The organism is Rathayibacter sp. AY2B5 (assembly GCF_002931645.1).
Classification (GTDB): Bacteria; Actinomycetota; Actinomycetes; order Actinomycetales; family Microbacteriaceae; genus Rathayibacter.
Window position 1 is genome coordinate 23,962 of record NZ_PSUE01000026.1, and the last position, 25,460, is coordinate 49,421.

The following is a 25,460-nucleotide window of genomic DNA, read 5'->3' on the forward strand; positions in this document are numbered from 1 at the left end:
CCGAGCGTGAGCGGGACGATCGCCAACCTGCTCGACGAGCACCGCCGGTTCCCCCCGCCCGCGGCCTTCGCCGCGCAGGCGAACGCGGGCGCGGAGGAGTACTCGCGCGCCGCCGCCGATCCGGTCGCGTTCTGGGAGGAGGCGGCCCGCCGCCTCGAGTGGGCGGAGCCGTGGCACACCGCCCACAGCTGGGAGCCTGCCGCTCCGCTGCCCGACGGCTCGCTCTCGGTGCCGCGCACGACCTGGTTCGAGGGCGGACGGCTGAACGTGGCCGTCAACTGCGTCGACCGCCACGTGGACGCGGGACGCGGCGCGAAGACCGCCCTCCACTTCGAGGGCGAGCGCGGCGACCGGCGGTCGATCACCTTCGCCGAGCTCCAGCGCGAGGTCTCCCGCGCCGCGAACGCGCTGACCGCGCTCGGGATCGGGAAGGGCGACCGCGTCGTCGTCTATCTCCCGGTGATCCCCGAGACCATCGCCATCACGCTCGCGATCGCGCGGATCGGCGCGATCCACTCGCTCGTCTTCGGCGGCTTCTCCGCCGAGGCGGTGCGGTTCCGCGTGGAGGACACCGGCGCGAAGCTCCTGGTCACCACGGACGGGCAGTTCCGGCGCGGAGCGGCGGTGCCGGTCAAGGCGAGCGCCGACCGGGCGGTCGAGGGCGTCGCGTCGATCGAGCACGTCCTCGTCGTCCGCCGCACCGGTGAGACCGACGTCCCGTGGACCCCGGGCCGCGACGTCTGGTGGCACGAGCTGGTCGATGCGCAGAGCGACGTCCACGAGGCCGAGGCCTTCGACTCCGAGACGCCGCTGTTCATCATCTACACCTCCGGCACGACCGGGAAGCCCAAGGGGCTGGTGCACACCAGCGGCGGCTACCTCACGCAGGCCTCCTGGACGCACTGGGCCGTGTTCGACGCGAAGCCGGACGACGTGCACTGGTGCACCGCCGACCTCGCCTGGGTCACCGCGCACACCTACGAGATCTACGGACCGCTCTCGAACGGGCTCACCCAGGTGATCTACGAGGGCACCCCGAGCACCCCGCACACGGCCCGGCACTTCGAGATCATCGAGCGGTACGGGGTGACCGTCTACTACACGGCGCCGACGCTGATCCGGACGCTGATGACCTGGTTCCCCGAGGGCGTGCCCGCCCGGTACGACCTGTCGAGCCTGCGCCTGCTCGGCACCGTCGGCGAGTCCATCAACCCCGAGGCCTGGGTCTGGTTCCACGAGGCGATCGGCGGCGGACGCTGCCCGATCGTCGACACCTGGTGGCAGTCCGAGACCGGCGCCGCGGTGATGTGCCCGCTGCCGGGCGTCTCGACCCTCAAGCCGGGCTCGTCTCTCGGAGCCCTGCCCGGGCTCGGCGTCCTCGTGGTCGACGAGCACGGCGAGCGGGTGCCGAACGGCTCCGGCGGCTACCTCGTGGTCGACCGGACCGGGCCGGCGCTCGCCCGCACCGTGTGGGGCGACCCGGAGCGGTACCGCGACTCCTACTGGGCCCGCTACGCGTCCCAGGGGTGGTTCTTCTCCGGGGACGGCGCGAAGTACGACGCCGACGGCGACGTCTGGGTGCTCGGCCGCGTCGACGACGTCATCAACGTCTCCGGGCACCGCCTGTCCACGATCGAGATCGAGTCGGCACTCGTCGCCCATCCGGCCGTCGGCGAGGCCGGAGTCGTCGGAGTCGCCGACGCGACGACCGGCCAGGCCATCGCGGCGTTCGTCATCCCCTCCGACGAGGCCGTCGACCGCAGCGAGGAGGACCCGGCCTACTGGGCCGCGCTCGGCACGACGCTCTCGGTGCTCCTGCGCGACCACGTGGCGGTCGCGATCGGTCCGATCGCCAAGCCGCGCGACGTGGTGGTGGTGCCGGATCTGCCCAAGACCCGCTCCGGCAAGATCATGCGGCGGCTGCTCGGCGACATCCGCGACGGCCGCCCGCTCGGAGACGTGACGAGCCTCCAGGACGACACCGTCCCGGCGCGCATCGCCCGCATCGTCGCCGAGCGCGGGTAGGCGCCGCGCCAGTCGGACGCGGCGGGCGGACCCTGTTTCGGGGAGGCGTCGGGAGCCTGCGCGTCCGCGGCGAGGAGGGGCCGCCGGGGAGCATCCGGAGTAGCGTGAAGCCGTGCGCGACGTCCAACAGCAGATCATCTCCGAGCTCCACGTCTCCCCCGCCGTCGATCCGGCCGTCGAGGTCGAACGGCGCAGCGGATTCCTCGCCGACTACCTCCGCAGCACCGGCGCGAAGGGCCTCGTCCTCGGCATCAGCGGCGGCCAGGACTCGAGCCTCGCCGGGCGCCTCTGCCAGCTCGCGGTCGAGCAGGTCCGCGGGAGCGGCGGCGACGCCTCCTTCATCGCGGTCCGCCTGCCGTACAAGGTGCAGGCCGACGAGGAGGACGCCCAGCTCGCCCTCACGTTCATCCGCCCGGACCGCCAGGTCGTCTTCGACATCCACCAGGGCGTCGACGGCGTGGCCGCAGCGTTCGGCGACGCGGTCGACGAGCCGATCAGCGACTTCGTGAAGGGCAACGTGAAGGCGCGGATGCGGATGATCGCGCAGTACGCAATCGCCGGCCAGGCCGGGATGCTCGTCGTCGGGACCGACCACGCGGCCGAGGCGGTCACCGGCTTCTTCACGAAGTACGGCGACGGCGGCGCCGACGTCCTCCCGCTCACCGGCCTCACCAAGCGGCAGGGGCGCTCGCTCCTCGAGCACCTGGACGCACCGGCCCGGCTCTACGAGAAGGCGCCGACGGCGGACCTGCTCGACGACAACCCCGGCCAGACCGACGAGACGAACCTCGGGCTCACCTACGCCGACCTCGACACGTACCTCGAGGGCGGCGAGGTCGACCGGGCCGTCGCCGAGGCCATCGAGGCGCGGTACGCCGCGACCGAGCACAAGCGCCAGGTGCCGCTGTCGATGTTCGACGACTGGTGGCGCTGAGCCGCCGCTGACCGCTTCCAGCGGCCGGCAGCTCAGGACCGCACGGGGCCCCGCTGAGGCGGGGCTCCCGTGCGTCCGGCGCGGAACCGATGCGAGGACCGGACCCGCGGCGGTATCAGGAGTCGGCGCGGGCGTTGTAGACGAGCACCTCGCCGGAGTCGACGGAGGCGCGGTAGGCGCGGAACACGTCGAGGGCCTCGTCGCGGAGCACGCCGTCGACGACCTCGATCCCGCGGGCCTCGAACTGGGCGGCCCAGTCCTCGCGCATCGGCCCCTCGTCGAAGGTGCTGATCTCCTCGAGCTCGGGGCCGGAGCCCGCGACGACCAGGCGGCGCACCCCCGACCACATCGTCGCTCCGTAGCACTGCACGCACGGGCGCCAGTTGACGACCAGGTCGTGAGCGGGGAGGCCCTCGCCGCCGAGGTCCCAGGTGCCGAGCGCGGTCTGCGCGAGACCGAGCGCCGTCACCTCGGCGTGGCCGGACGAGACCCCGCTGCCGAGGACGACGTTCACTCCGACCGAGACGAGACGACCGGAGTCGCGCTCGACGACGATCGCCGCGAACGGGCCGCCGTTCCCCTCGCGGAAGTTGCGGTCGGCGAGCGCGTGCACGAGGGCCATCCGGTCCTCGAGGCTCGGGAGGACCTCGGGGACGTCGCGGAGGGCGTCACCGATCCAGGCGGGCAGGGCGATCTCGTAGCGGGTGGCGAGGCGGTCGATGTCCATGGGTCCTCCGGGAGACGGGGCGGGGCTGGGCGGAAACGGATGCGCGGCAGGTGCGGCACGGGTGATGCGCGGGCGGCGGCGGCCGTCGCCCGTCAGCCTCGCAGTGCCGAGCGCCGGAGACGGAATCGGCCCGGCGGGTCGACGCGGAGGTCAGGCGAGGAGGGCCTGGCCGAGCGCCGCGGCCTGCGCCGCCCAGAAGCGCTTCGCCACGCCGGTCCGGCGGAACAGGGCGTCGAAGCCGTGGAAGGCGCCCTCCACGATCTCGAGCCCGCACGGCACTCCGGCCGCGCGCAGGCGCTCGGCGTAGCGGACGTCCTCGTCGTGGAAGAGGTCGAGGCCGCCGACGCCGATCCAGGCCGGCGGGAGGCCCGTGAGGTCGTCGCGGCGGGCGGGGGCGGCGTAGGCCGTGACGCCGGGGCCGCCGGGCTCGCCGGCGAGGTAGGCGGTCCAGCCGAAGCGGTTGCTGCCCGGGGTCCAGACGCGGACTCCGCGCGGAGGAGGACCGGGCCGGGTGACGGTGCGGTCGTCGAGCATCGGGTAGACGAGCAGCTGGAACGCGGGCTGCGCTCCTCCGCGGTCGTGGGCGAGGAGGGTCGCACCCGCGGCGATGCCGCCGCCCGCGCTCGCGCCTCCGACGGCGATGCGCGCCGGGTCGACGCCGCGCTCCTGCGCGTGCTCGACGAGCCAGTCGAACGCGGCCAGCACGTCCTCGACGGCAGCCGGGGTCGGATGCGCGGGCGCGAGGCGGTAGTCGACGGAGACGACCGTGATGCCCAGGGTGCGGGCGACGTCGATGCAGGACACCTCGTCCTGGAGGTGGCTGCCGAGCACCATGCCACCGCCGTGCACCCAGAGGAGCGCGGGAGCGGTACCGCGGAGGATGCTCGGCCGGTAGCTGCGGGCCCGGACGGGAGCGGCTCCGGCGACGGGGATCTCGAGGTCGTCGACCACGATGTCGGGCGGAGCCTCACCTCCCTCGGCGACGCGACGCGTGGCGAGGCGCAGCAGTCGCGGGCCGAGGACGATCGGTGGGAGGAAGCGACCGAGCGCGAGGTCGGGGTGGAAGAGGGGCGCCGTCGCGGCGGTGCGGGCTGACGCGGTCATGCGCGGGAGGCTACTCCTCGCGACCGTGCCGGCGCCCCTCGGCGGGACTACGGACGCACGAGGGTCTTGATCGCGCGGCGCTCGTCCATGGCGGCGTACGCCTCGGCGATCTCCTCGAGGGGCAGCTCGAGGTCGAAGACCAGACCGGGCTCGATCGCGCCGCTGAGCACGTCGGGCAGCAGCTCGGCCATGTAGCCGCGGACCGGCGCGACTCCGCCGTTGACGCCCACGTTCGAGCCGAACATCTGGCGGACGGGCAGCTCGGGGCCTCCGTTGGGGACGCCGACGTAGCCGACCATGCCGCCGGGGCGGGCGGAGTCGAGGGCCTGCTGCATCGACTCCTTGGTGCCGACGCACTCGAGCACGCAGTCGGCGCCGATCCCGCCGGTCAGCTCGCGGACGCGCGCGACGCCCTCGTCGCCGCGGGTCTCGACGATGTGGGTCGCCCCGAAGCGGCGGGCGAGGTTCTGCCGCGACTCGTGCCGCGACATCGCGATGATCGTGGTCGCGCCGAGGCGCTTGGCCGCCAGGACGGCGCAGAGGCCGACCGCGCCGTCGCCGACGACCGCGACGGTCGAGCCAGCGGTGACGCCGGCCGAGACCGCGGCGTGGTGGCCGGTCCCCATCACGTCGGCGAGGGTGAGCAGGCTGGGGATGAGCGCCGGGTCCGGATCGATGCCCACGCGGAAGAGCGTGCCGTCGGCGAGGGGCACGCGCACCTTCTCGCCCTGGGCGCCGTCCGCGAAGCCCTCCTCGCGGACCTCGGCGCCCCACCAGCCGCCGGTGAGGCACGAGGTGGAGACGCCGTTGGCGCAGTTCGCGCAGGTGCCGTCGCAGACGTAGAACGGGGCGATCACGAAGTCGCCGACCGCGACGTCGTGCACGTCGTCGCCGATCTCCTCGACGACGCCGACGAACTCGTGGCCGATGCGGTGCGCCTCCTTGGTGGGAGTGACGCCGCGGTAGGGCCAGAGGTCGGAGCCGCAGACGCAGGCCGCGGTGACGCGGACGATCGCGTCGCGCCCCGTCGAGAGCTGCGGGTCGGGGACCTCCTCGAGTCGGATGTCGCGCTCGCCGTGGATGAGTGTTGCTCGCATGGGTGCTCCTGGTCGGGAGGGGGGTGGGGTCGGCGTCCACGGTACGCCCGCGACCGGCCGCGGGTGCCGGAGAGGCGGGGGCTTGCACGAACGCGCGCCGACGCGGCACGGGTGGAGAGCCGGGGCACGGCCGGGGGCGGTCCGGCGCGGGGCGGGAGGCGTCGTGCCGGAACGGAGCAGCCCCGCAGCAGCCCTGCGCCGCGTCACGGCTGCGCCTCCGCCCAGCCGTCGCGCCCGATCACGACGTGCGCGAGGAACCGCAGGCCGCACGCCTCTGCCCCGTCGGCGACCGCCCGCGTCGCCGCACGGTCGGAGGGGAGCACCACGGCCTCGCCCGCGTGGCTGTGCGCCAGGCCGATGCCCGCCGCGCCGCGCGCCAGCACCTCGGCGAGCACGGCGGCGACGGGGATCTCGGCGTGCGCCGGGGCTCCGTCGGCCAGCGTCAGGACGTCGCGGACGGCTCCGGACTCGGCGAGCGCCACCGCCAGCACGGTCTCGACCGGCCGGGCGGCCAGCAGCGGAGCGACGAGCCCGGCCAGGCCGGCGGCGTCGGTCACGCGGGCGGCGCGCGAGGCGCGGTTCATCCTCCGCCGCAGCTCGAAGGAGGCGACCAGGCGGCAGGCGGCGACCTCGCCGACTCCGCGGTGCCGCATCAGATCGCCCACCCCGGCCCGGGCGACGGCGTCGATGCCGCCGAAGCGCGCGAGGAGGCGCTGCGCGACGACGGTCGCGTTGGCGCCGCGGACGCCGGCCCCGATGAGCACGGCGAGGGTCTCGGCGTCAGTGAGCGCTTCCGGTCCGTAGGCGCGGAGGCGCTCCCTCGGCCGCTCCTCGGGAGGGAGGTCGGCCATGCGGGGGCCGGGCGTTTCGAAGGACATGCCGCCGACGCTACGGAGCCCGCCGGACGCGCCGCCCGCGGATCCCGCCACTGTGGACGAGTACCGCCCGCGAGCGCCCTGTGGAGGGACCTCCCGTCACCGCCGGCGCGCTCCTTCCCGTCCCCCTAGACGTCGGCGTCGACCGCGACCACCGCGACCTCTGCGGACTCGCGACAGGGGTCGAGCACCCCGGTCAGTCCGACGCGGGCATCCCGGCCGTCACCGACAGGCTCTCGCCGTCCGGCGCCACGTCCACCAGCACCACGTCCCCGTCGCGCACCGTGCCGCCGAGCAGCGCCGTCGCCAGCTGGTCGTCGATCGCCCGCTGCATCAGCCGGCGCAGCGGCCGCGCGCCGTACTGCGGGTCGTAGCCGCGCTCGGCCAGCCACCCGCGGGCCGCGGGCGTCACCGCCAGGTCGAGCCGTCGCTCCGAGAGCCTCCTCGACAGCCGGTCGACGTACAGCGACACGATCTCGCCGAGCTCGGTGCGGTCGAGCGCGTCGAAGATCACGATGTCGTCGAGCCGGTTCACGAACTCGGGCTTGAAGGCCTGGCGCACCATCTGCTGGACCGCCTCCTCCTTCTGCGGCCGCGACAGCGCCGGGTCCACGAGGAACTGCGACCCCAGGTTGGAGGTGAGGATGAGGATCGTGTTGCGGAAGTCGACCGTCCGCCCCTGGCCGTCGGTGAGCCGGCCGTCGTCGAGCACCTGGAGCAGGACGTCGAACACCTCGGGGTGCGCCTTCTCGATCTCGTCGAGGAGCACCACCGAGTACGGGCGGCGGCGGACCGCCTCCGTGAGCTGGCCGCCCTGCTCGTAGCCGATGTAGCCGGGAGGGGCGCCGACCAGCCGCGAGACGGCGAACTTCTCGCCGTACTCCGACATGTCGATGCGGACCATCGCCTTCTCGTCGTCGAAGAGGTGGTCGGCGAGCGCCTTCGCCAGCTCGGTCTTGCCGACGCCGGTCGGCCCGAGGAAGAGGAAGGAGCCGGTCGGCCGGTCGGGGTCGGAGATGCCCGCGCGGGTGCGGCGCACCGCGTCCGCGACGGCCGACACCGCCTCGTCCTGGCCGATCAGTCGGCGGTGCAGCTCGGTCTCGAGGTGCAGCAGCTTCTCGGTCTCGCCCTGCAGGAGGCGCCCGACGGGGATCCCCGTCCAGGCGGCGATCACCGCGGCGATGTCGTCGGCCGTCACCTGCTCGTTGACCATGCGGCCCTCGGCCGGCTCCTCCTCCGCCTCGGCGGCCGCGAGCTCGCGCTCGATCACCGGGATGTCGCCGTAGAGCAGCTTCGACGCGCGCTCGAGCTTGCCCTCGCGCTGCGCCCGCTCGGCGGCGATCCGCAGGGCGTCGAGCCGGTTCTTGAGCTCGCCGACGCGGTTGAGGGAGGCGCGCTCGCGCTCCCACCGCTCCTGCAGCTCCTCGAGCTGGGCGCCGCGGCGGGCCAGGTCCTCGCGCAGCTTCTCGAGCCGCGCCTTCGAGGCCTCGTCCTTCTCCTTCTTCAGCGCCAGCTCCTCGAGCCTCAGCCGGTCGACGGAGCGGCGCAGCTCGTCGATCTCGACGGGAGCGGAGTCGATCTCCATGCGCAGCCGCGACGCGGCCTCGTCGATCAGGTCGATCGCCTTGTCCGGCAGCTGGCGGGAGGTGATGTAGCGGTTCGAGAGCGACGCGGCGGCGACCAGGGCGGAGTCGGCGATCGCCACCTTGTGGTGCGCCTCGTAGCGCTCCTTCAGCCCGCGGAGGATCGCCACGGTGTCCTCGACGGTCGGCTCGCCGACGAAGACCTGCTGGAAGCGGCGCTCGAGAGCGGCGTCCTTCTCGATGTACTGGCGGTACTCGTCGAGCGTCGTCGCGCCGATCATCCGCAGCTCGCCGCGCGCCAGCATGGGCTTGAGCATGTTCGCGGCCGCCACCGACCCCTCGCCGCCGCCCGCGCCCATCAGCGTGTGCAGCTCGTCGATGAAGGTGATGATCCGGCCGTCGGACTCCTCGATCTCCTGGAGCACGGCCTTCAGCCGCTCCTCGAACTCGCCGCGGTACTTCGCTCCGGCGATCAGGGCCGAGAGGTCGAGGCTGACGAGCTGCTTGCCCTTGAGGCTCTCGGCGACGTCGCCCGCGACGATCCGCTGGGCGAGCCCCTCGACGACGGCGGTCTTGCCGACGCCGGGCTCGCCGATGAGGACGGGGTTGTTCTTGGTGCGGCGCGTGAGCACCTGGCTGACGCGCCGGATCTCGGCGTCCCTCCCGATCACCGGGTCGAGCTTGCCGCTCGCCGCGATGGCGGTCAGGTTGACGCCGTACTGCTCGAGTGCGGACTTCTCGTCCTGCTGGGGCATCCGACCGGCCTGCATGATGGTGGTCTCCTCCGTGGCTCGAAAGTTGAGTTCGACGGACTCAACTTTACTCCCGCGACGGCTCCGGCGGTCAGGCCGTCAGAAGATCGCTGTCGCGGCCCTGGAGCGTCTCGAGCGCGTTCCGGAGGATCGAGCGCAGCCGGAACTCGTCGATCCCGGTCAGCGCCGAGATCTCGGCCTGCGAGAAGCCGCCGGCCGCAGCCAGCAGCAGGAGCTCGCGGTCCGGGCAGTCGAGGGCGAGCAGGCCGCTGCCGAGCGGACGCCGGGCGAGCTCGTGCGCGGTGCCGAGGGTCTCGCAGAGGACCTCGAGCACCCACAGCACGGGCTCCGGCGAGCGGGCGCCCTCGCGGGAGCGGCGCCAGACGGCGGTGAAGACGTCGGTGCAGAGCCGGTCGCGGCCGGCCGGGTCGGCCTGGACCGTGCCGACGCACGCCGAGACGAGGCCGCCGAAGCGGTCGACGAGCTCTCCCAGAGCGGAGGCGTCCCCCGTGGCGGAGCGGGCCAGCAGACGGGCGGCGTCCTGCGTCAGCGGCGGACGCACCCGTCCTCCGGTCGCGTCCTCGCCTCCAGCACTCACAGGCCTCAGCGTGTCACCGACTCCGGGACGGCGGGACCAGTTGCGCGGAAGGGGGGTGACATGTAAGGAGCGGATCCGCTATCCGACATCAGAGGCGCGGCCAGCGCGCGCGGGCGAAGCAGAAGAGCCCGTAGGCGATGAGCCCGACGGCGACGAAGCCGAGGAGGAGCACACCTGCCGGCAGCTCCACGAGCGACTTCAGCGCCTCGTCGAGCCCGCCCGCCTGCTCCGGATCATGGGTGACGGCGGCGACGATCAGCAGCACGCCGAGAGCGCCGAGGACCACGCCCTTGGCGACGTAGCCGGCGACGCCGAGCACGGTGACGACGGTGCCCGCCGTACCGCCCGGCTCCGCGACGTTCTCGAGGAACTTCCTGCTCGCTCCGCGGTACACGAAGACGCCGCCGACCGCGAGGACGGCCAGTCCCGCGATCACGAGCAGCACGACTCCGCCCGGCGCCGAGAGCACCTGCGCGCTCGCGCTCTCGGACGACTCGGACGAGCTCGACCCGCCGCCCGTCGCGAACTTCAGCGCCGTCACGCCGAGGGCGCCGTAGACGACGGCCTTGCCCGCCTCCTTCAGCCGGCTGCCCCAGGTCTTCAGGGCGCTCTCGCGCGGGCGGACGAGGAACGCCTCGAGCAGCCCCCAGAGCGCCAGGCCGAAGAGGCCGACCGTGCAGATCCAGAGGATCACCAGACCGCCGGGCTGCGCCGCGAGGGCGCCGAGAGCACCGCTCTGGTCGGCCTCGCCTCCGCCGCCGCGGGCCACGCCGAGGGCGATCACTCCGATCAGGAGGTGGACGAGGCCGTTCGCCGCGAAGCCGCCGCGGGCGAGGGTCCGCACCGCCCGGGAGTCCTGGATGTCGTCGGCGGTGCGCTGGGCGTCGGCGGTGCTCGGAGTGTTCACAGGGTGGACGCTACGCGTTTCCACACCCCCGCGCCCGGCGCTCCGCCGTTCGGAGGTGCTCCCGGAGCCGGTTCTCCACACCTTTCCACAGGGTTGTCCACAGCTGTGGAATCGCTGGAGGGACGAGCGGATCACACGTCGACGGCGCGGACGAGTCCGTCCTGCACGCCGCCCAGCCAGTCGTAGACGCTGCGGATCGCGGCCGCGCTCCCCTCCTCCGGGACGACGTCGTCGGTGTCGTCGATGCCGAGCCGCACGGCCAGAGCGAGCCGCATGTCGGTCAGTGCGCGGAGCCAGGCGATCGCCTGCGGCTCCTCGAGACGGACCGCGACCTCGCCCAGCCCCTCGAAGATCCGGCCGTGACTCGTGCCGTCGCCGGCGTCGAGGGCCGCCGTGACGGCGCGGGCGTCGTCCATCTTGCGGGCGGCGAGGTCCGGAGCGGTGAAGCGGCGGAACTCGTCGGCCGCCTCGGCGTCGTCGCGGTAGGCGTCGGGCAGGAGGCGCGCGAGCGCCGGATCGGAGCGGGCCTCCTCCGAGGACGCCCCGCGGTCGAGCAGCTCGAGCATCTCGCCGGCCAGGTGGCGGAGGATCCCGGCCTCCTCGCGGTCGAAGCGGGCGACGGCCGCTCCGGAGGAGTCGCGGCGGAACGCGCGCATCAGCCGAGTCCTCGGATGCCGCGAGCGGGGTGCTCTCCGGTCTCCGCGGCGGCGGGGAGCAGCGGGGCGCTCACGCGTCGGCCTTCTGCAGCGTCGCCCACAGGCCGTAGCCGTGCATCGCCTCCACGTGCCGCTCCATCTCCTCGCGGTTGCCGGTCGCGACGACCGCGCGCCCCTCGGTGTGCACCTGCAGCATCAGCCGCTCCGCCTCGGCCCGGCCGAAGCCGAAGTAGCTGCGGAAGACGTACGAGACGTACGACATCAGGTTGACCGGATCGTCCCAGACCAGCACGATCCACGGGACCTCGGCCGCCGAGCGGGTCGCCAGGCGCTCGTCCGCGCGCTCGATCGTGTCCGCCATCCCTCCAGCGTAGGCCGCAGCGCGGACGGACGCCCGGGCGCGCGGGCCGGAGCGTGCTGCCCGCAGCCCGCGAGTGACCAGGAGTCGTCGCACTCGGCGCGGAGCCGCGAGGACGAGACCGCGAGAAGCCAGGAGTCGTCGCAGTCGAGCGCGAGTGCGACGACTCCTGGACGGTCGGAGCAGAGTCAGCAGCGGCGCCCGCCCTACGCCGACAGGCGCGGCAGGACCTCCCGGGCGAAGAAGTCGAGGTGGTCGAGGTCCTGCAGGTCCATGAACTGCAGGTAGACGCGCTCGCAGCCGGCCTCGCGGAGGGACTCGAGGCGGTCGACCGCCTCGTCGACGCCGCCGGCCACTCCGTGCTCGCGCAGCTCGGCGGGCTCGCGGCCGATCGCCGCGGCACGGCGCGTGAACTCCGCCTCGTCGCCTCCGCCGACCGCGATCAGCGCGACCGAGTGCACGAGCGACGAGGGCTCGCGCCCGATCGCCCGGCACGCCTCGTCGACGCGCTCGAAGGCCCCCGGGATCGCATCGAACTCGGGGAAGGGCAGGTTGAACTCGCTCGCGAACCGCGCCGCGAGCGCCGGGGTCCGCTTGGGGCCGCCGCCACCGACGATCACCGGCAGCGGCAGGCGGGCGGGCTTGGGCAGGGCCGGGGAGTCGGTCAGCGTGTAGTGCTCGCCGGCGAAGGAGTAGCGCTCGCCGACCGGCGTCGACCACAGGCCGGTCACGATCTCGAGCTGCTCCTCGAGGAGGTCGAAGCGGCGCGGAGGGAAGGGGATGCCGTACGCGGCGTGCTCCTCCTCGAACCAGCCGGTGCCGAGGCCGAGCTCGGCACGGCCCCCGGACATCGCGTCGACCTGGGCGACCTGGATCGCGAGGATCCCCGGCGGCCGGTAGGTGACGGAGGAGACGAGGGTGCCGAGCGCGATCCGCTCGGTCTCGCGGGCGAGGCCGGCGAGCGTCGTCCACGCGTCGGACGGGCCCACGCCGGGGTCGCCGTCTCCCATCCGGAGGTAGTGGTCGGAGCGGAAGAAGCCGTCGTAGCCGAGGCTCTCGGCGGCCTGCGCGACGGCGAGGAGGTCCTCGTAGCTCGCGCCCTGCTGGGGTTCGGTGAAGACTCTGAACTGCACGGGTCCAGCCTCCCGCACCGGGGCCGGATCATGCCAGCCCGGCTCCCCCGGCCGGGGCCGCCGACGGGCCCCCGTGTACCGTGGACGGTTGCCGCCGACGAGAGGACCCCATGTCCGAGCACCCGTCCTCCCCGGACACCGCCCCCGCCACCGCGGGCACGACCGCCCCTCCGCACCGCCTCGCGCGGTGGGTCTTCTGGCCCGCCGCCGTCCTCACGCTGTCGATCGCGGCCTTCGCGATCCTCGCGCCCGACGCCGCGACCTCCGTGTTCTCGACACTGCAGACCACCGTCGTCAACACGTTCAGCTGGTACTACGTTCTGATCGCCGCGGTCTTCGTGGCCTTCGCCATCTGGATGGGCGTGAGCCGCTTCGGCGACATCAAGCTCGGCGCCGACGACGACGAGCCCGAGTTCTCGATGCTCGCCTGGATCTCGCTCCTCTTCGCCGCCGGCATGGGCATCGGCCTCGTCTTCTACGGCGTCGCGGAGCCGCTCACCCACTTCGCCACTCCGCGCCCGGGCGTCACCGGCACCGAGACGCAGCTCGCGCAGAGCGCGATCTCGCAGACCTACCTGCACTGGGGCGTCCACGCCTGGTCCATCTACGTGGTGGTCGGCCTCGCCCTCGCGTACGCGATCCACCGCCGCAAGCGGCCGGTGTCGATCCGCTGGGCGCTGGAGCCGCTGCTGGGCCGCCGGGTCCGCGGCGGCTGGGGCAACGCGATCGACGTGGTCGCCCTGGTCGGCACCATGTTCGGAGTCGCGACCTCGCTCGGCCTGGGCGTCACCCAGATCTCGGCGGGCCTGGAGGCGAGCGGCATCGTGGAGTCGTCGCTCACCGTGCAGATCGTGGTCATCGCCGTGGTCACGGGCCTGACCGTCTTCTCGCTGATCTCGGGCGTGGGCAAGGGCATGAAGTGGCTCTCGACCGGCAACCTGCTGCTCGCCGCCGCGCTCCTCGTCTTCGTGCTCGTCGCCGGCCCGACCCAGTTCCTCCTCCGCGAGTTCGTGCAGTCGCTCGGCAACTACCTGCAGAACTTCATCGGCCTGACCTTCACGGTCAGCGCCTACGCCGGCCGCGAGGGCGAGCAGTGGCAGGCCTCGTGGACCACGTTCTACTGGGGCTGGTGGATGTCGTGGGCGCCGTTCGTCGGCATCTTCATCGCCCGCGTCTCGAAGGGCCGGACGGTCCGCGAGTTCGTCGGCGGCGTGCTGCTCGTGCCGACGATCATGACCTTCCTCTGGTTCAGCGTCCTCGGCGGCACCGCCATCTACCGGGAGCTCTACGGCGACGGCGGCCTCGTCGGCGCCGACGGCTCGGTGGACACCAACCTGGCGCTCTTCTCGATGCTGCAGGGACTGCCCGCGGGCTCGGTGCTGACGATCGGCGCGATCCTCCTGATCGGCGTCTTCTTCGTCACCTCCGCCGACTCCGGAGCGCTGGTGATGTCGATGATCGCGACCGGCGGCGAGCCGGAGCCGCGCAACCGCATCCGCGTGTTCTTCGCCGTCGCGACCGCTCTGCTCGCCCTGTCGCTCCTGGTCGCCGGCGGCCTCGACGCCCTGCAGACCGCCGCGATCCTCTCGGCCCTGCCGTTCAGCGTCGTGATGATCCTGATGTGCGTCGCGACGGTGATCGCCTTCCGCCGCGAGATCCGCGCCTACGACAAGGCCCGCCGCAAGGCGTTCGTCGGCGACATCGGCACGTTCTACGGCCTCGAGGTCGAGGATCCGGCGGAGCGCGAGCCCGCCCACCCGATCAAGCGCCTCGCGAGTCGCCTGAAGCCGGGGTCGAAGGAGTAGTCGGCTCGGAGGAGTAGTCGGCTCGGAGGAGCAGCCAGGTCGGACAAGGCCGGGCGCCGCTGGGGCGCCCGGCCGGCCGATCAGCTGGGCGACGGGATGAAGGGGTGCTCCGGCGGGTCCTGGTCGTCGCCGAGGCGGGCGTCGGCGCCCTGGTCGAGCGCCTCGTCGATCGACTCGGGGTCGTCGATCTCGGCCGGGTCCTCCGGCGGGACCGGCAGGGAGTCGCCGTCGGGGCGGGTGGTGTCGGTGACGTCCTCGGGGGCGTCGAAGCCGAAGCTGCTCAAGGTTCCCTCTCCGCGGTGCGCCCGGGAGGCGGCGCCGCTGCGGGCAGCCTAGGTCGCGCCCCCGGAGGCGGTCACGGACTTGACGGGGCACCCGAGGGGCGCCGCGGGGTCGGCCTGCTCCGGAGGAGCCTCCGCCCCGGCAGCCGTCAGTGCACGTACTCGAGCAGGTCGGCTCCGAGGGTGCGCATGCCCTCCAGCACCGCGAGGCGGTAGTGCAGGGTCGTGTCGTCGAACTGGGTGGCGACCGCGTAGGCGACTCCGGCGCGCGGGCCGCGGAGGACGCCCGCCTCGGCGCGGACGCCGACGTCGGTGCCGGTCGCGTTGACGAGCAGGACGCCGTGGTCGGGGTGGCGGTGCGCGAGCGGGTCGAGCCCGAACGAGGCGGCGACCATCGAGAGGTCGGTGCCGAGCGAGAGCCAGCCGATCACCCGCGAGCTCACGGCGGCGTCGACGATCTCGCCGTTCGCGAGGGTGGCGAGCAGCCAGGTCAGCTCGCGGGCGGAGCCGATCGAGAGCTGCGGCGCGTCGTCCGGGCCGCGCTCGTCGCGCACGACGTCGAGCAGGGCGGTGCGGGAGAGGCCGAGCGCCTCCGCCCGCTCGCGCACGGCGTCGAGGCCGACGCGGCGCAGCAGGACGTTGGTCGCGAGGTTGTCGCTCGAGGCCCCGACGAGGGCGGCGAGGTCGGCGATCGGCATCGACGGCACCTGGAGGTGCTGCCAGAGCCCGGAGCCCGAGACCGCGTCCGCTGCAGTCCGGTCGACCAGGCGCAGGTTCTCCTGCGGCTCGTTCGCCAGCCGGGCGGCGACCTCGATCAGCAGCACGACAGTGCCGAGGGAGGCGGTGGGCATCGAGACGGAGTCGTCGACCGCGAACAGGGTGCGGCCGGTCGCCAGGTCGACGGCGCGCGCCGAGACGACGACCCCGTCGATCGCGAGACGGCCGAGGGCGTCGAAGCCGCGCTGGAAGTTCTCGCGGTCACCGCCGCCCTTGTGGCGCCCCCGGCGGTTGCGTCGGCTCTCACGGCGGGTCTCGCTGGTGGGGATCACCACGGGTACGGCCCCTCTACGGGTCGGGAGTGCGGTCGTGCGGAGGGGGGACCTGGGTCCTCACGCGCCGGCAGGACGCGCGATCGACGGACGACCCCGCGGCATCGGTCGGCTCTCGATGCCCGGGGCTCCTCGTCCGTGCTGCGGAGGTGGTCGGCGGCGACTACCAGATGGTGACGCGCTCGCTCGGGGAGAGCCAGAGGGCGTCGCCTTCGGAGACGTCAAAAGTAGCGTAGAACTCGTCGATGTTCCGGACGATCTGGTTGCAGCGGAACTCGGCCGGAGCGTGCGGATCGATGGCGAGGAGGCGGATCGTCTCCTCGTCGCGGGACTTCTGCTGCCAGGCCTGCGCCCAGGAGAGGAAGAAGCGCTCGGCGCCGGTCAGGCCGTCCACGACGGGCGGCTCCTCGCCGTCCAGCGAGAGCAGGTACGCCTTCCAGGCGATGCCGAGACCGCCGAGGTCGCCGATGTTCTCGCCGATGGTCAGGGCGCCGTTCACGTGGTGCCCGGGCGTGGTCGCGGGAGCGAGCGCGTCGTACTGCGCGATGAGCGCCTTCGTCCGCTCCTCGAACGCGGCCCGGTCCTCCTCGGTCCACCAGTCGGTGAGGCGGCCGTCGCCGTCGAAGCGCGAGCCCTGGTCGTCGAAGCCGTGGCCGATCTCGTGGCCGATGACGGCGCCGATCGCTCCGTAGTTCGCGGCGGGGTCGCGGGCCTCGTCGAAGAAGGGGAACTGCAGGATCGCGGCCGGGAAGACGATCTCGTTGAAGCCCGGGTTGTAGTACGCGTTGATCGTCTGCGGGGTCATGAACCACTCGTCGCGGTCGAGCGGGCGGCCGATCTTGCCGAGCTCGCGGGCGAACTCGAACTCGGCCACGCGGCGGGCGTTGCCGAGCAGGTCGGCCGGGTCGATCGAGAGGGCGGAGTAGTCGCGCCAGCGCACCGGGTAGCCGATCTTGGGCGTGAACTTCGCGAGCTTCTCGAGCGCGCGCTCGCGGGTGGCGGGGCTCATCCACTCCAGGTCGACGATGGAGCGGCGGTACGCCTCGATGAGGTTCGCGACCAGCACGTCCATCGCGGCCTTCGCCGTCTCGGGGAAGTGGCGGGCGACGTAGGTGCGGCCGACCGCCTCGCCGAGCGACCCCTCGACGAGCGAGACGGCGCGCTTCCAGCGCTCCCGCTTCTGCGGGGTGCCGGTGAGGGTGCGGCCGTAGAAGTCGAAGTTGGCGTCGACGAAGCCGCTGGACAGGTAGGCCGCGGCTCCGCGGATCACCTGCCAGGACAGCCAGTCGCGCCAGGCCGGGAGGCGGTCCTCGGTGAGCAGGCCCGCGAGGCCCTGGAGGAAGCTCGGCTGGCGGACGACCACCTCGGCGAGCGCCCCCTCCGGAGCGCCCATCGCGGTGAGCCAGACGCCGAGATCGACGCCCGCGGCGAGCTCCTCGACCTCGGACCAGGAGCGGAGGTTGTAGGTCGCCTGGCTGTCGCGGCTGCGGACCTTGTCCCAGTGCGCGGCGGCCAGGTCGGTCTCGAGGGCGACGATGCGCTCGGCGCGGGCCTCGGCGGCGTCGATGCCGGCCAGGGCCAGCATCCGCGCGACGAACGGCGTGTAGGCCTCGCGGACGGAGGCGAACTCCTCCTCGCGGTAGTAGCTCTCGTCCGGCAGGCCGAGGCCGCCCTGGTTGACGAAGACGAGGTAGCGCTCAGGGCTTCCCGGGTCGTTGTCGACGAAGAGGCCGAAGAGCCCGGGGACGCCGGTGCGCTCGAAGGCGCCGACCGCGCGGAGCAGGCCGGGGATCGAGTCGACCCGCTGCACGGCGGCGAGGTCGTCGGCGATCGGGGCGGCGCCGAGCTCCTCGGCCCGCTCCTCGTCCATGAAGGAGGCGTAGAGGTCGCCGAACAGGCGCTCCTCGGTGCCGTGCTGCGCGGTCTGCGCCTCGACGATGATGTCGCGCACGGCCTTCTCCGCCTCCTCCTGGAGGAGGTGGAAGGAGCCGTAGCGCGCCTTGTCGGCGGGGATCTCGGTGCGGTCGATCCAGAGCCCGTTGACGTGCCGGTAGAGGTCGTCCTGCGGGCGCGTCGCGGGGTCGAGTTCGGAGCGGTCGATACCGGAGCGAGGCGTCGTCGAGGTCATGGCGGACAGCCTACGTCGGGGCGCCGACACGGTGGCGCGAGGTGCGGCGGGTCGAGCGCGGAGCCGCGGAGGGCGGGCGCGGAGCCGCGGGAGGGCCGGGCGCGCCACCGTCCGGCTCGCGGGGGCGGACTGCTCCTGCGAGCCGGACGGTGGCCGACGGGGACGCCGGAGCGTCAGCGCCCGAGCTGCTCCTCGACGTACGCGCGGATCGGCGTGGTCGGCCGCCCGATCAGGCGGGCGAGCGAGCCGTCGGTCCCGCCGAGGAGGCCGTCGGCGATGTTCGCGTCGAGGCCGACGACGAAGCCGACTCCGCCCTCGGGGACGCCGGCGCCGGTGAGGACGCGGGCGTGCTCGTCGGAGGAGACGTGACTGATCGCGGCGTCGCGTCCGGCGACCTCGGCGACGATCGCGGCCAGCTCGTCGAAGCTCCAGGCGGTGTCGCCGGAGAGCTCGTGCACGGTGCCGACCAGGGACGGGTCGGTCAGGGCGACCGCTGCGGCCTCGGCGTAGTCGGTGCGCGCGGCGCTGGCGACGCGGCCCTCGCCGGCGCTCGAGAGGGTGCTGCCGGTGGAGGCGAGCTCGGCGACGGTCTGCTCGTAGTTCTCGTTGTACCAGCCGTTGCGGAGGACGACGGCGGGGACGCCGCTGGCGGCGATCGCCTCCTCCGTGGCCTTGTGCTCGGGGGCGAGGATGAGCGCGCTCGTGGTCGCCTTCGGGGCGCTCGTGTAGACCAGGCGCGCGCCGGCGCGGACGGCGGCGTCGATCGCGGCGGTGTGCTGCGCGACGCGCCTGCCGACCTCGGAGCCCGAGACGAGGAGGACGGCCTCGGCGCCGGAGAAGGCGTCGTCGAGCGAGGCGGGGTCGTCGAAGTCCGCGACGGCGGTGCGGACGCCGAGGTCGGCGGCGAGCGCCTCGAGCTTCGCGGCGTCGCGGCCGGTGGCGACGATGTCGGAGGCGGCGGTGCCGCGGGCGAGCAGGTGCTCGACGGCGAGACGGCCGAGGTGGCCGGTGGCTCCGGTGACGACGAGGGTCATGAGGGGTCCTTCCTGACGGGTGGGGCGGGCGGGGTCCGCCGCCAGGAGGGTGCAACCGGCGCATCCTCCTCCTGCTTCCCGGAATGCAGTACCCACTATTTCGTTAGTACTGTCATCACCCCTGTCCCGAGGAGCACCCATGACGATCGCCGACTCCTCCCTGCTCGCCGGGGACGTCTACTCCGCCGACTGCCCGAGCCGCGAGGTCTTCGGCCACGTCACCAGCAAGTGGGGCGTCCTGGTGCTCGCGGCGCTCGCTCCGGGCACGCTGCGCTGGGGCGCTCTGCGGCGCCGGATCGGCGGGATCAGCGAGAAGATGCTCGCTCAGACGCTGCGGATCCTGGAGGAGGACGGCTTCGTGCACCGCGAGGCGCGGCCGGTCGTCCCGCCGCACGTCGAGTACCGGCTGACGCCGCTGGGAGCGGAGCTGGCGGATCGGCTGCTGCCGGTCGTCGAGTGGATCGCGGGGAACGTCGGGGCGGTCCTGGAGGCGCGCTCGGAGGGCCGCCGGGAGGGAAGGTGAGCCTCACCTTCTTGTGAGAACGTTCACAATCCGTTCAGGGAGGAGCCTCCACCCGGCGGCATCGGCGCCCCCTCCCCCTGCTTGCCTCGATCGCGTCTCCTGCTCGTGATCGAAGGACCTCCATGTCAGACGCCGCCCGCCGCCCGCTCCTCCTCCCGATGGCCGGCCACGTGCGCGGCAAGCGCAGCCCCGTCACCTGCGCGCTGAAGTGCGCCAACGCCTGCTCCACCGCGACCTGCAACACGTCGCACAACAGCTACTTCCGCGACATCGTCTCGTCGCAGCTCTCCCGCCGCAGCGCCCTCGGCCTCGGCCTGGCCGGCGCGGTCACCGTCGCCGTCGCCTCCGCCGGAGGAGCGCCCGCCGCCGAGGCGGCCGTGGCGACCTCGGCCGACGGCTCGCCGCTCGCCTTCACTCCGATCGCTCCGGTGCCGTACACGGTCGACCGGTTCACCGTCCCCGAGGGCTTCGCCTGGCAGCCGATCATCCGCTGGGGCGACCCGCTCTTCGCCGACAGCCCCGCCTTCGACATCGCCGACCAGACGGAGGCCGCCCAGGCCGCGCAGTTCGGCTACAACAACGACTACACCGACATCGTCGAGATCCCGGGCTCGAAGCGCCTCCGCGCCCTGCTCGTCGTGAACCACGAGTACACGAACGAGAGCATCATGTTCCCGGCCGCGCAGCTCGAGGCGGAGCCGGAGCGCGTGCGGGCCGTCGGCCGCGCCGCCCACGGCCTCAGCGTCGTCGAGCTGGTCCGCACCGCGGTCGACCGCCCGTGGGCCTACGTCCGCGGGGGCGAGCGCAACCGCCGCTACCTGCTCGACACCCCCTACGAGGTGACCGGCGCCGCCGCCGGCACCGACCTGCTGAAGACGGTCGCCGACCCCGAGGGCCGCACCGTGCTCGGCACGCTCGGCAACTGCTCCGGGGGCACGACGCCGTGGGGCACGATCCTCTCGGGCGAGGAGAACTTCAACGGCTACTTCCGCGCCGTCGGCACGAGCGACGCCGAGAAGCGCTACGGCCTCGCCGACTCCGAGACCTCGCGCCTCTGGGAGCTCGACGACCCCCGCTTCGACGCCCGCACCCCGGGCTACGAGAACGAGCCGAACCGCTTCGGCTGGATCGTGGAGTTCGACCCCTTCGACCCCGACTCCACGCCGAAGAAGCACACGGCGCTCGGCCGGCTCAAGCACGAGGGCGCGAACGTCATCATCGCCCCGGACGGCCGCGTGGTCGCGTACCAGGGGGACGACGAGCGCTTCGACTACCTCTACAAGTTCGTCTCGACGAAGCGCTACATCGAGGGCGACCGCGCCCACAACAAGACCCTGCTGGAGGAGGGCGACCTCTACGTCGCCCGCTTCACCGGCGACTCCCCCGTGGCCGAGATCACCGGCACCGGGGCGGTCCCCTCGGACGGCGGCTTCGACGGGATCGGCGAGTGGCTGCCCCTGGTGCTGAACGGCGCCTCGACGATCGCCGGGATGAGCGTCGCCGAGGTGCTCGTCCACACCCGCCAGGCGGCGGACGCCGCGGGCGCGACCAAGATGGACCGCTGCGAGGACGTGCAGCCCAGCCTGGTCAGCGGCCGGATCTACGTGGCCTGCACCAACAACTCCGCCCGCGGCACCGAGGGCGGCAAGGAGGGCGCGACCGAGGTCAACCCGCGCACCGAGAACCGCGACGGCCACATCGTCGAGATCATCGAGGACGGCGGCGACCAGACCGGCCGCACCTTCACCTGGAACCTGCTGATGCTCTGCGGCGACCAGGCGCAGGGCGACGTCGTCTACTTCTCCGGCTTCCCGGCGGACCAGGTCTCGCCGATCTCGTGCCCGGACAACCTGGCCTTCGACTCGGTAGGGAACCTCTGGATCTCGACCGACGGCGCCCCGAGCGGCATCGGCTACAACGACGGGCTCTTCAAGGTCGCGCTCGAGGGCGCGACGCGCGGCAGGGTGGAGCAGTTCCTCTCGGTGCCCCGCGACGCCGAGACCTGCGGACCGATCGTCCACGACCTCGACCAGCACGTGTTCGTGGCGGTGCAGCACCCGGGCGAGGAGGGCACCTTCGAGGCGCCGACCTCGTTCTTCCCGGACTACGGATCGACGGCGGCGGGAGCGGTGGCGGCACCGCGTCCGACCATCGTGCAGATCCTGCCGGCGTCGCAGGTCGTGGCGCCGACTCCGACGCCGACCGCCGGGCCGACCACGGCACCGACGACCCCGCCGACCACCGCGCCCACGGCGACTCCCACCACGGCACCGACCGCCGGGCCGACTGCGGCGCCCACCGTTGCTCCGTCCCCGGTGCCCACGACCGCGCCGACCGGCACGCCGACCCCGCTGCCCGTCGGCGGCTCGGGCGGCGGGCTGGCCTCGACCGGAGTCGAGAGCGTCGGCCTGATCGCGGGCGCCACCGCGCTCCTGGCCGCGGGCGCCACCGCGCTCGGACTCGGAGCGCGCCGCCGCGCGGCCGCCGAGGGCGAGGACGACCAGCAGGCGTGAGGCCGGACAGGGCCCGGGACCGATCACAGGATCGGGGCCCGGGCCCTGCCACGCTCGGGGACCCGCCGCTCAGGCCCCCGGGACCGGCGGGCCGGTGCGCCAGCGGAGGATCGCCGCGGCGTCGGCGTCGTGCGGCAGCGTCACCACGTCGACCCCCTCCGGAGCGGTGCGGGAGTCGGTGACGAGCACGCGCGCGTCCGTGAGCACGGCGGCGCGGGCCAGCGCGAGGGCGGCGTCGACGGAGTCGATCACCTCGGCGCCCAGCGCCTCCTCCGGGGCCGACGCGACCCACGGCTCCGCGGCGAGCGCCAGCAGAGCGCGCTCGCGCAGCCGGCCGGGGTCGAGCACCAGCGTCTCGACCTGTGCCGAGGCCAGCGCCGTGACGATCGCGCCGAGCGAGTACTCGACGGTGCGGCGCGGCTCCCCGATCGCAGGGCGTCGAGCACGTCCTCCTTCTCGCGCAACAGGATGCGGTCGAGCTGCTCGTCGACGAACCGCTCCAGCGCCCCCTCCTCGCTGCCGGCGGCCCGCGTGTTCACGGGCTCGACGGCCAGGATCGCGGCGCTGCTCGGCGAGAGCTGCTGCGCGAGCAGCTGCCGGGCGTGGATGTCCCCCGCGACGACCAGCAGGCACGGCCGGTGCACGCGCACGAGCTCGTCCACCGCGGCGGCGAGCTCGGCCTGCGTGCGCCGCCAGATCTCCTCCGCGTGGTGGTGGAACCGGTCGTGCCGCCAGCCGCCGGCCTGCGCCTTGTGGAGGGTGTCGGTGCGGCCCTGCACGGCCTGCTCGGCCTCGGGTCGCTGCGCGCCCAGGCGGTGCAGGCGGATGTCGCCGCCGTCCCGCGAGGTCTCGACGACGAGGACGCGCAGGTCGGGCCGGTGCTGCAGCAGCGGCACGATGTCGGGGAGCGGGCTGTAGGAGACGCCCTCGGGCGCGACCGGCCGACCCGGCAGCACCTCGTTCAGCACGACCCTCCCGTCCACGGCGACCGCGAAGAGGCAGCAGCCGCCCTGGGGGCGCCCGGCCCCCTCGAGCAGAGCGGTGAGGGCCCGGATGTCGGCCTGCGGCGCACCCTGGCGGGCGAGCTCGTCTCCGAGGGACGTGGCGCGCTCGAGCGAGATGTCCGGCGGATCGCCGGAGTCGATCGCGAGGTCGACGTAGAGCTGCGACACGGGCCGGGAGTCGCGGAGGAGCTCGGCCAGGGTCGGGAGAGCGGGGGTGGTGGTCACCATCGGGTCGTCCTTTCCTGTCGTGTCCCGACAGTGTCGGACGGCAGGAGCGGGAGGAGGGACGGGGTTGACTGCTCGCGCGCGCCTCAGAGCAGGCGGCGCGCGGAGGCCCAGGCGGTGAGCTCGTAGCGGGAGGAGAGCTGCAGCTTGCGGAGGACGGCGGAGACGTGGGACTCGACCGTCTTGACCGAGATGAAGAGCTCGGCGGCCGCCTCCTTGTAGGCGTAGCCGCGGGCGATCAGGCGCATCACCTCGCGCTCGCGGGCCGAGAGCCGGTCGAGCTCGTCCACCGACTCCGCCTGCTCGCCCGCCAGCGCCCCGAAGGCGTCGAGCACGAAGCCGGCCAGGCGCGGCGAGAACACGGCGTCCCCGCCCGCCACCGCGAGCACGGCCCGGCTCACCTCGGCTCCGGAGCTGGCCTTGGTGATGTAGCCGCGGGCGCCCGCGCGGATCACGCCGACCACGTCCTCCGCGGCGTCCGAGACGCTGAGCGCCAGGAAGCGCGACGACGACCCGGCGCTGCGCCGCAGCACCTCGGCCCCGCCTCCGCCCGCACCGCCCGGCAGGTGCACGTCGAGCAGCACCACCTCGGGCGCGAGCGAGGCGACCAGGCCGACGGCGGAGTCGACGTCGGCCGCCTCCCCGACGACCTCGAGCTCGGGGGCGAGGTCGGCCCGCAGGCCGGAGCGGAAGATGGAGTGGTCGTCGACCAGCAGCACGCGGGTCACCGCTCGACCTCCGCGGGGAGCCGCAGATGCACCTCGGTGCCGGTGCCGCCGACTCCGGGGCGCACGGTCGCGCTGCCGCCCGCGCGCGCCATCCGGCCGATGATCGACTCGCGGATGCCGAGGCGGTCGCCGGGCACCTCGTCGAGGACGACGCCGGGGCCGCGGTCGCGCACGAACACGTCGACGCCCTGCACGGAGGACTCGAGGTACACCGAGACGTCGCCGCCCGCGTGCCGGGCCGCGTTGAGCACGGCCTCGCGGGTCGCGGCGAGGAGCGCGGCGGCGCCGGGGACGGACGCTCCGACAGCCACCACCTCGAGGTGCACGGGGTAGTCGAGCTCGACGGCGGCGGCGATCGCCCGGACCTCGGCGGCCAGGTCGTTGGCGACCGGGACGTCGCGCTCGAACAGCCAGTCGCGCAGCTCCCGCTCCTGGGCGCGGGCGATGCGGGCGACCTCGCTCGAGGCTCCGGCGCGGTTCTGGATGAGCGCGAGGGTCTGCAGCACGGAGTCGTGCAGGTGCGCGGCGATCTCGGCCCGCTGCTCCTCGCGCACGCGGGCGGCGCGCTCGCCCATCAGCTCGGACCAGAGGGTCACCACCCGGGGCGCGGCCAGCACGCCGGCGGCGATCAGCAGCACGCCCACGGCGAGCACCGCGTTGAGCGCGCTCGGGCGGCCGGTGAGCACGGCCGCTCCGGCGAGCACCAGCAGCGCGCAGGAGGCGAGGCGCACTGCGGAGCCGTACCGGGCGGGGCGGACGGCGTCGCCGCGGTCGAGCCCGAGGCTCCAGCCGACGGCTCCTCCCGCGAGCAGGCCGACGGCGACGAGCGCGCGCGTGATGTCGGCGTCGTCGCCGCTGTCGACGGCGATCAGCACGGCGAGCGCCGCGACGGCGGCGGCGAGGGTCAGCAGGCCGGCCACGGGAGCGGAGCGGCGGACGGCCGGATCCGCGTCGCGCGAGTCGAGCGGCGCGAGGGGCACCAGGGCCCAGAGCCAGAGGTAGAGGAGCGCGCCGCCCCCGCCGAGCGCGGTCGTGAGGGCGGCCAGGAGGCGGGTCCTCCGCACGCTCCAGCCGAGGTGGTCGGCGACCGCGGTGCACACTCCGCCGAGCAGCATCGTCCGCGGCCGCTGCAGCGGGGGGCGGACGGCGGTGCCGGGGACTGTGCTCACCCCTGCATCCAAACAGGTCGGCCGCACGATCGGGGGTGCTCTCGGGGTCGGATCAGGGGTTCCCCCGATGGTCCGGGCCGTGGAGCGCACGGGAGACTCGCAGCATGACAGGACAGAGCACGACCCCGCCGGGCTCCGGGGAGCCGGACGGCACGGAGGCGGCAGGCACAGCGACGACGCCGATCGGGACGGATCCCGGAGCCCGGCGGGGTCGTGCTCTGTCCTGTCATGCTGCGAGTCTCCCGTGCGCTC

The 25,460-nt window shown here is 73.8% G+C and carries 23 protein-coding genes; 5 read left to right on the forward strand and 18 right to left on the reverse strand.

Annotated elements, in window-relative coordinates:
• Positions 1-6: 6 nt before the first annotated feature.
• Together acs and nadE are read left to right on the forward strand one after the other, a co-directional pair.
• Positions 7-2,025 (forward strand): acetate--CoA ligase, encoded by a 2,019-nt coding sequence (gene acs, locus C5C30_RS14350; protein WP_104333989.1) that lies wholly within the window; start codon positions 7-9, stop codon positions 2,023-2,025.
• Between the two features lie 112 nt (positions 2,026-2,137).
• Complete coding sequence (nadE, locus tag C5C30_RS14355) at positions 2,138-2,959, forward strand: ammonia-dependent NAD(+) synthetase (RefSeq protein ID WP_104333981.1); 822 nt, start codon at positions 2,138-2,140, stop codon at positions 2,957-2,959.
• Positions 2,960-3,074: 115 nt separating this feature from the next.
• Here the strand turns inward: nadE and C5C30_RS14360 are convergent, their stop codons facing one another.
• From C5C30_RS14360 to C5C30_RS14405, 10 genes are all read right to left on the reverse strand, one after another.
• Positions 3,075-3,686 carry a nucleoside deaminase gene (locus tag C5C30_RS14360; protein WP_181027247.1) on the reverse strand — a complete coding sequence of 204 codons (612 nt, stop codon included), beginning with the start codon at positions 3,684-3,686 and terminating at the stop codon, positions 3,075-3,077.
• 150 nt (positions 3,687-3,836) lie between these two features.
• On the reverse strand, positions 3,837-4,790 hold the full coding sequence (locus tag C5C30_RS14365) for an alpha/beta hydrolase (RefSeq protein ID WP_104333982.1): 954 nt from the start codon (positions 4,788-4,790) through the stop codon (positions 3,837-3,839).
• A 47-nt stretch (positions 4,791-4,837) separates the two neighbouring features.
• Positions 4,838-5,887 (reverse strand): zinc-dependent alcohol dehydrogenase family protein, encoded by a 1,050-nt coding sequence (locus tag C5C30_RS14370; RefSeq protein WP_104222823.1) that lies wholly within the window; start codon positions 5,885-5,887, stop codon positions 4,838-4,840.
• A 203-nt stretch (positions 5,888-6,090) separates the two neighbouring features.
• Positions 6,091-6,765: a RadC family protein gene (locus tag C5C30_RS14375; protein WP_104327642.1), complete on the reverse strand. Its 675-nt coding sequence runs from the start codon at positions 6,763-6,765 to the stop codon at positions 6,091-6,093.
• Positions 6,766-6,958: 193 nt separating this feature from the next.
• Positions 6,959-9,100 carry an ATP-dependent Clp protease ATP-binding subunit gene (locus C5C30_RS14380; protein ID WP_374952925.1) on the reverse strand — a complete coding sequence of 714 codons (2,142 nt, stop codon included), beginning with the start codon at positions 9,098-9,100 and terminating at the stop codon, positions 6,959-6,961.
• A gap of 88 nt (positions 9,101-9,188) precedes the next feature.
• Complete coding sequence (locus tag C5C30_RS14385; RefSeq protein WP_146079687.1) at positions 9,189-9,695, reverse strand: RNA polymerase sigma factor; 507 nt, start codon at positions 9,693-9,695, stop codon at positions 9,189-9,191.
• Between the two features lie 88 nt (positions 9,696-9,783).
• The gene (locus C5C30_RS14390) at positions 9,784-10,602 is read right to left on the reverse strand and encodes a DUF1206 domain-containing protein (protein ID WP_104225741.1); all 819 of its coding nucleotides are present in this window, start codon (positions 10,600-10,602) and stop codon (positions 9,784-9,786) included.
• A gap of 131 nt (positions 10,603-10,733) precedes the next feature.
• The gene (locus tag C5C30_RS14395) at positions 10,734-11,258 is read right to left on the reverse strand and encodes a DUF2017 domain-containing protein (protein WP_104225742.1); all 525 of its coding nucleotides are present in this window, start codon (positions 11,256-11,258) and stop codon (positions 10,734-10,736) included.
• 70 nt (positions 11,259-11,328) lie between these two features.
• Complete coding sequence (gene clpS, locus C5C30_RS14400) at positions 11,329-11,619, reverse strand: ATP-dependent Clp protease adapter ClpS (protein WP_104222829.1); 291 nt, start codon at positions 11,617-11,619, stop codon at positions 11,329-11,331.
• A 203-nt stretch (positions 11,620-11,822) separates the two neighbouring features.
• A complete protein-coding gene (locus tag C5C30_RS14405) occupies positions 11,823-12,749 on the reverse strand; it encodes an LLM class F420-dependent oxidoreductase (protein WP_104234367.1) in 927 nt (308 codons plus the stop codon).
• Between the two features lie 110 nt (positions 12,750-12,859).
• Here C5C30_RS14405 and C5C30_RS14410 point away from each other — a divergent pair, with 110 nt between their 5' ends.
• Positions 12,860-14,554: a BCCT family transporter gene (locus C5C30_RS14410; RefSeq protein WP_104333983.1), complete on the forward strand. Its 1,695-nt coding sequence runs from the start codon at positions 12,860-12,862 to the stop codon at positions 14,552-14,554.
• An 80-nt stretch (positions 14,555-14,634) separates the two neighbouring features.
• Here the strand turns inward: C5C30_RS14410 and C5C30_RS14415 are convergent, their stop codons facing one another.
• From C5C30_RS14415 to C5C30_RS14430, 4 genes are all read right to left on the reverse strand, one after another.
• Positions 14,635-14,838, reverse strand: a complete 204-nt coding sequence (locus tag C5C30_RS14415; RefSeq protein WP_104222832.1) for a hypothetical protein — start codon at positions 14,836-14,838, stop codon at positions 14,635-14,637.
• A 146-nt stretch (positions 14,839-14,984) separates the two neighbouring features.
• A complete protein-coding gene (locus C5C30_RS14420; RefSeq protein ID WP_104222833.1) occupies positions 14,985-15,887 on the reverse strand; it encodes a serine hydrolase in 903 nt (300 codons plus the stop codon).
• 160 nt (positions 15,888-16,047) lie between these two features.
• Positions 16,048-18,012: a M13 family metallopeptidase gene (locus tag C5C30_RS14425; protein WP_104260965.1), complete on the reverse strand. Its 1,965-nt coding sequence runs from the start codon at positions 18,010-18,012 to the stop codon at positions 16,048-16,050.
• A 173-nt stretch (positions 18,013-18,185) separates the two neighbouring features.
• On the reverse strand, positions 18,186-19,046 hold the full coding sequence (locus C5C30_RS14430; RefSeq protein WP_104262604.1) for an NmrA family NAD(P)-binding protein: 861 nt from the start codon (positions 19,044-19,046) through the stop codon (positions 18,186-18,188).
• A gap of 139 nt (positions 19,047-19,185) precedes the next feature.
• Here C5C30_RS14430 and C5C30_RS14435 point away from each other — a divergent pair, with 139 nt between their 5' ends.
• Together C5C30_RS14435 and C5C30_RS14440 are read left to right on the forward strand one after the other, a co-directional pair.
• On the forward strand, positions 19,186-19,569 hold the full coding sequence (locus C5C30_RS14435) for a helix-turn-helix domain-containing protein (protein WP_104333984.1): 384 nt from the start codon (positions 19,186-19,188) through the stop codon (positions 19,567-19,569).
• A gap of 122 nt (positions 19,570-19,691) precedes the next feature.
• Positions 19,692-22,082 carry a PhoX family phosphatase gene (locus tag C5C30_RS14440; protein WP_104333985.1) on the forward strand — a complete coding sequence of 797 codons (2,391 nt, stop codon included), beginning with the start codon at positions 19,692-19,694 and terminating at the stop codon, positions 22,080-22,082.
• Between the two features lie 69 nt (positions 22,083-22,151).
• On the opposite strand, the gene C5C30_RS14445 is transcribed toward C5C30_RS14440, so the two are convergent.
• From C5C30_RS14445 to C5C30_RS14460, 4 genes are all read right to left on the reverse strand, one after another.
• Positions 22,152-22,334 (reverse strand): hypothetical protein, encoded by a 183-nt coding sequence (locus C5C30_RS14445; protein ID WP_181131592.1) that lies wholly within the window; start codon positions 22,332-22,334, stop codon positions 22,152-22,154.
• On the reverse strand, positions 22,331-23,314 hold the full coding sequence (locus tag C5C30_RS14450; protein ID WP_104333987.1) for a Vms1/Ankzf1 family peptidyl-tRNA hydrolase: 984 nt from the start codon (positions 23,312-23,314) through the stop codon (positions 22,331-22,333). Before C5C30_RS14450 ends, C5C30_RS14445 begins: the two co-directional genes overlap by 4 nt.
• Before the next feature lie 83 nt (positions 23,315-23,397).
• Entirely contained in the window at positions 23,398-24,039 is a 642-nt protein-coding gene (locus C5C30_RS14455; RefSeq protein WP_104225749.1) for a response regulator transcription factor, read from the reverse strand.
• The gene (locus tag C5C30_RS14460) at positions 24,036-25,208 is read right to left on the reverse strand and encodes a sensor histidine kinase (RefSeq protein WP_104288862.1); all 1,173 of its coding nucleotides are present in this window, start codon (positions 25,206-25,208) and stop codon (positions 24,036-24,038) included. Before C5C30_RS14460 ends, C5C30_RS14455 begins: the two co-directional genes overlap by 4 nt.
• Positions 25,209-25,460 lie beyond the last annotated feature (252 nt).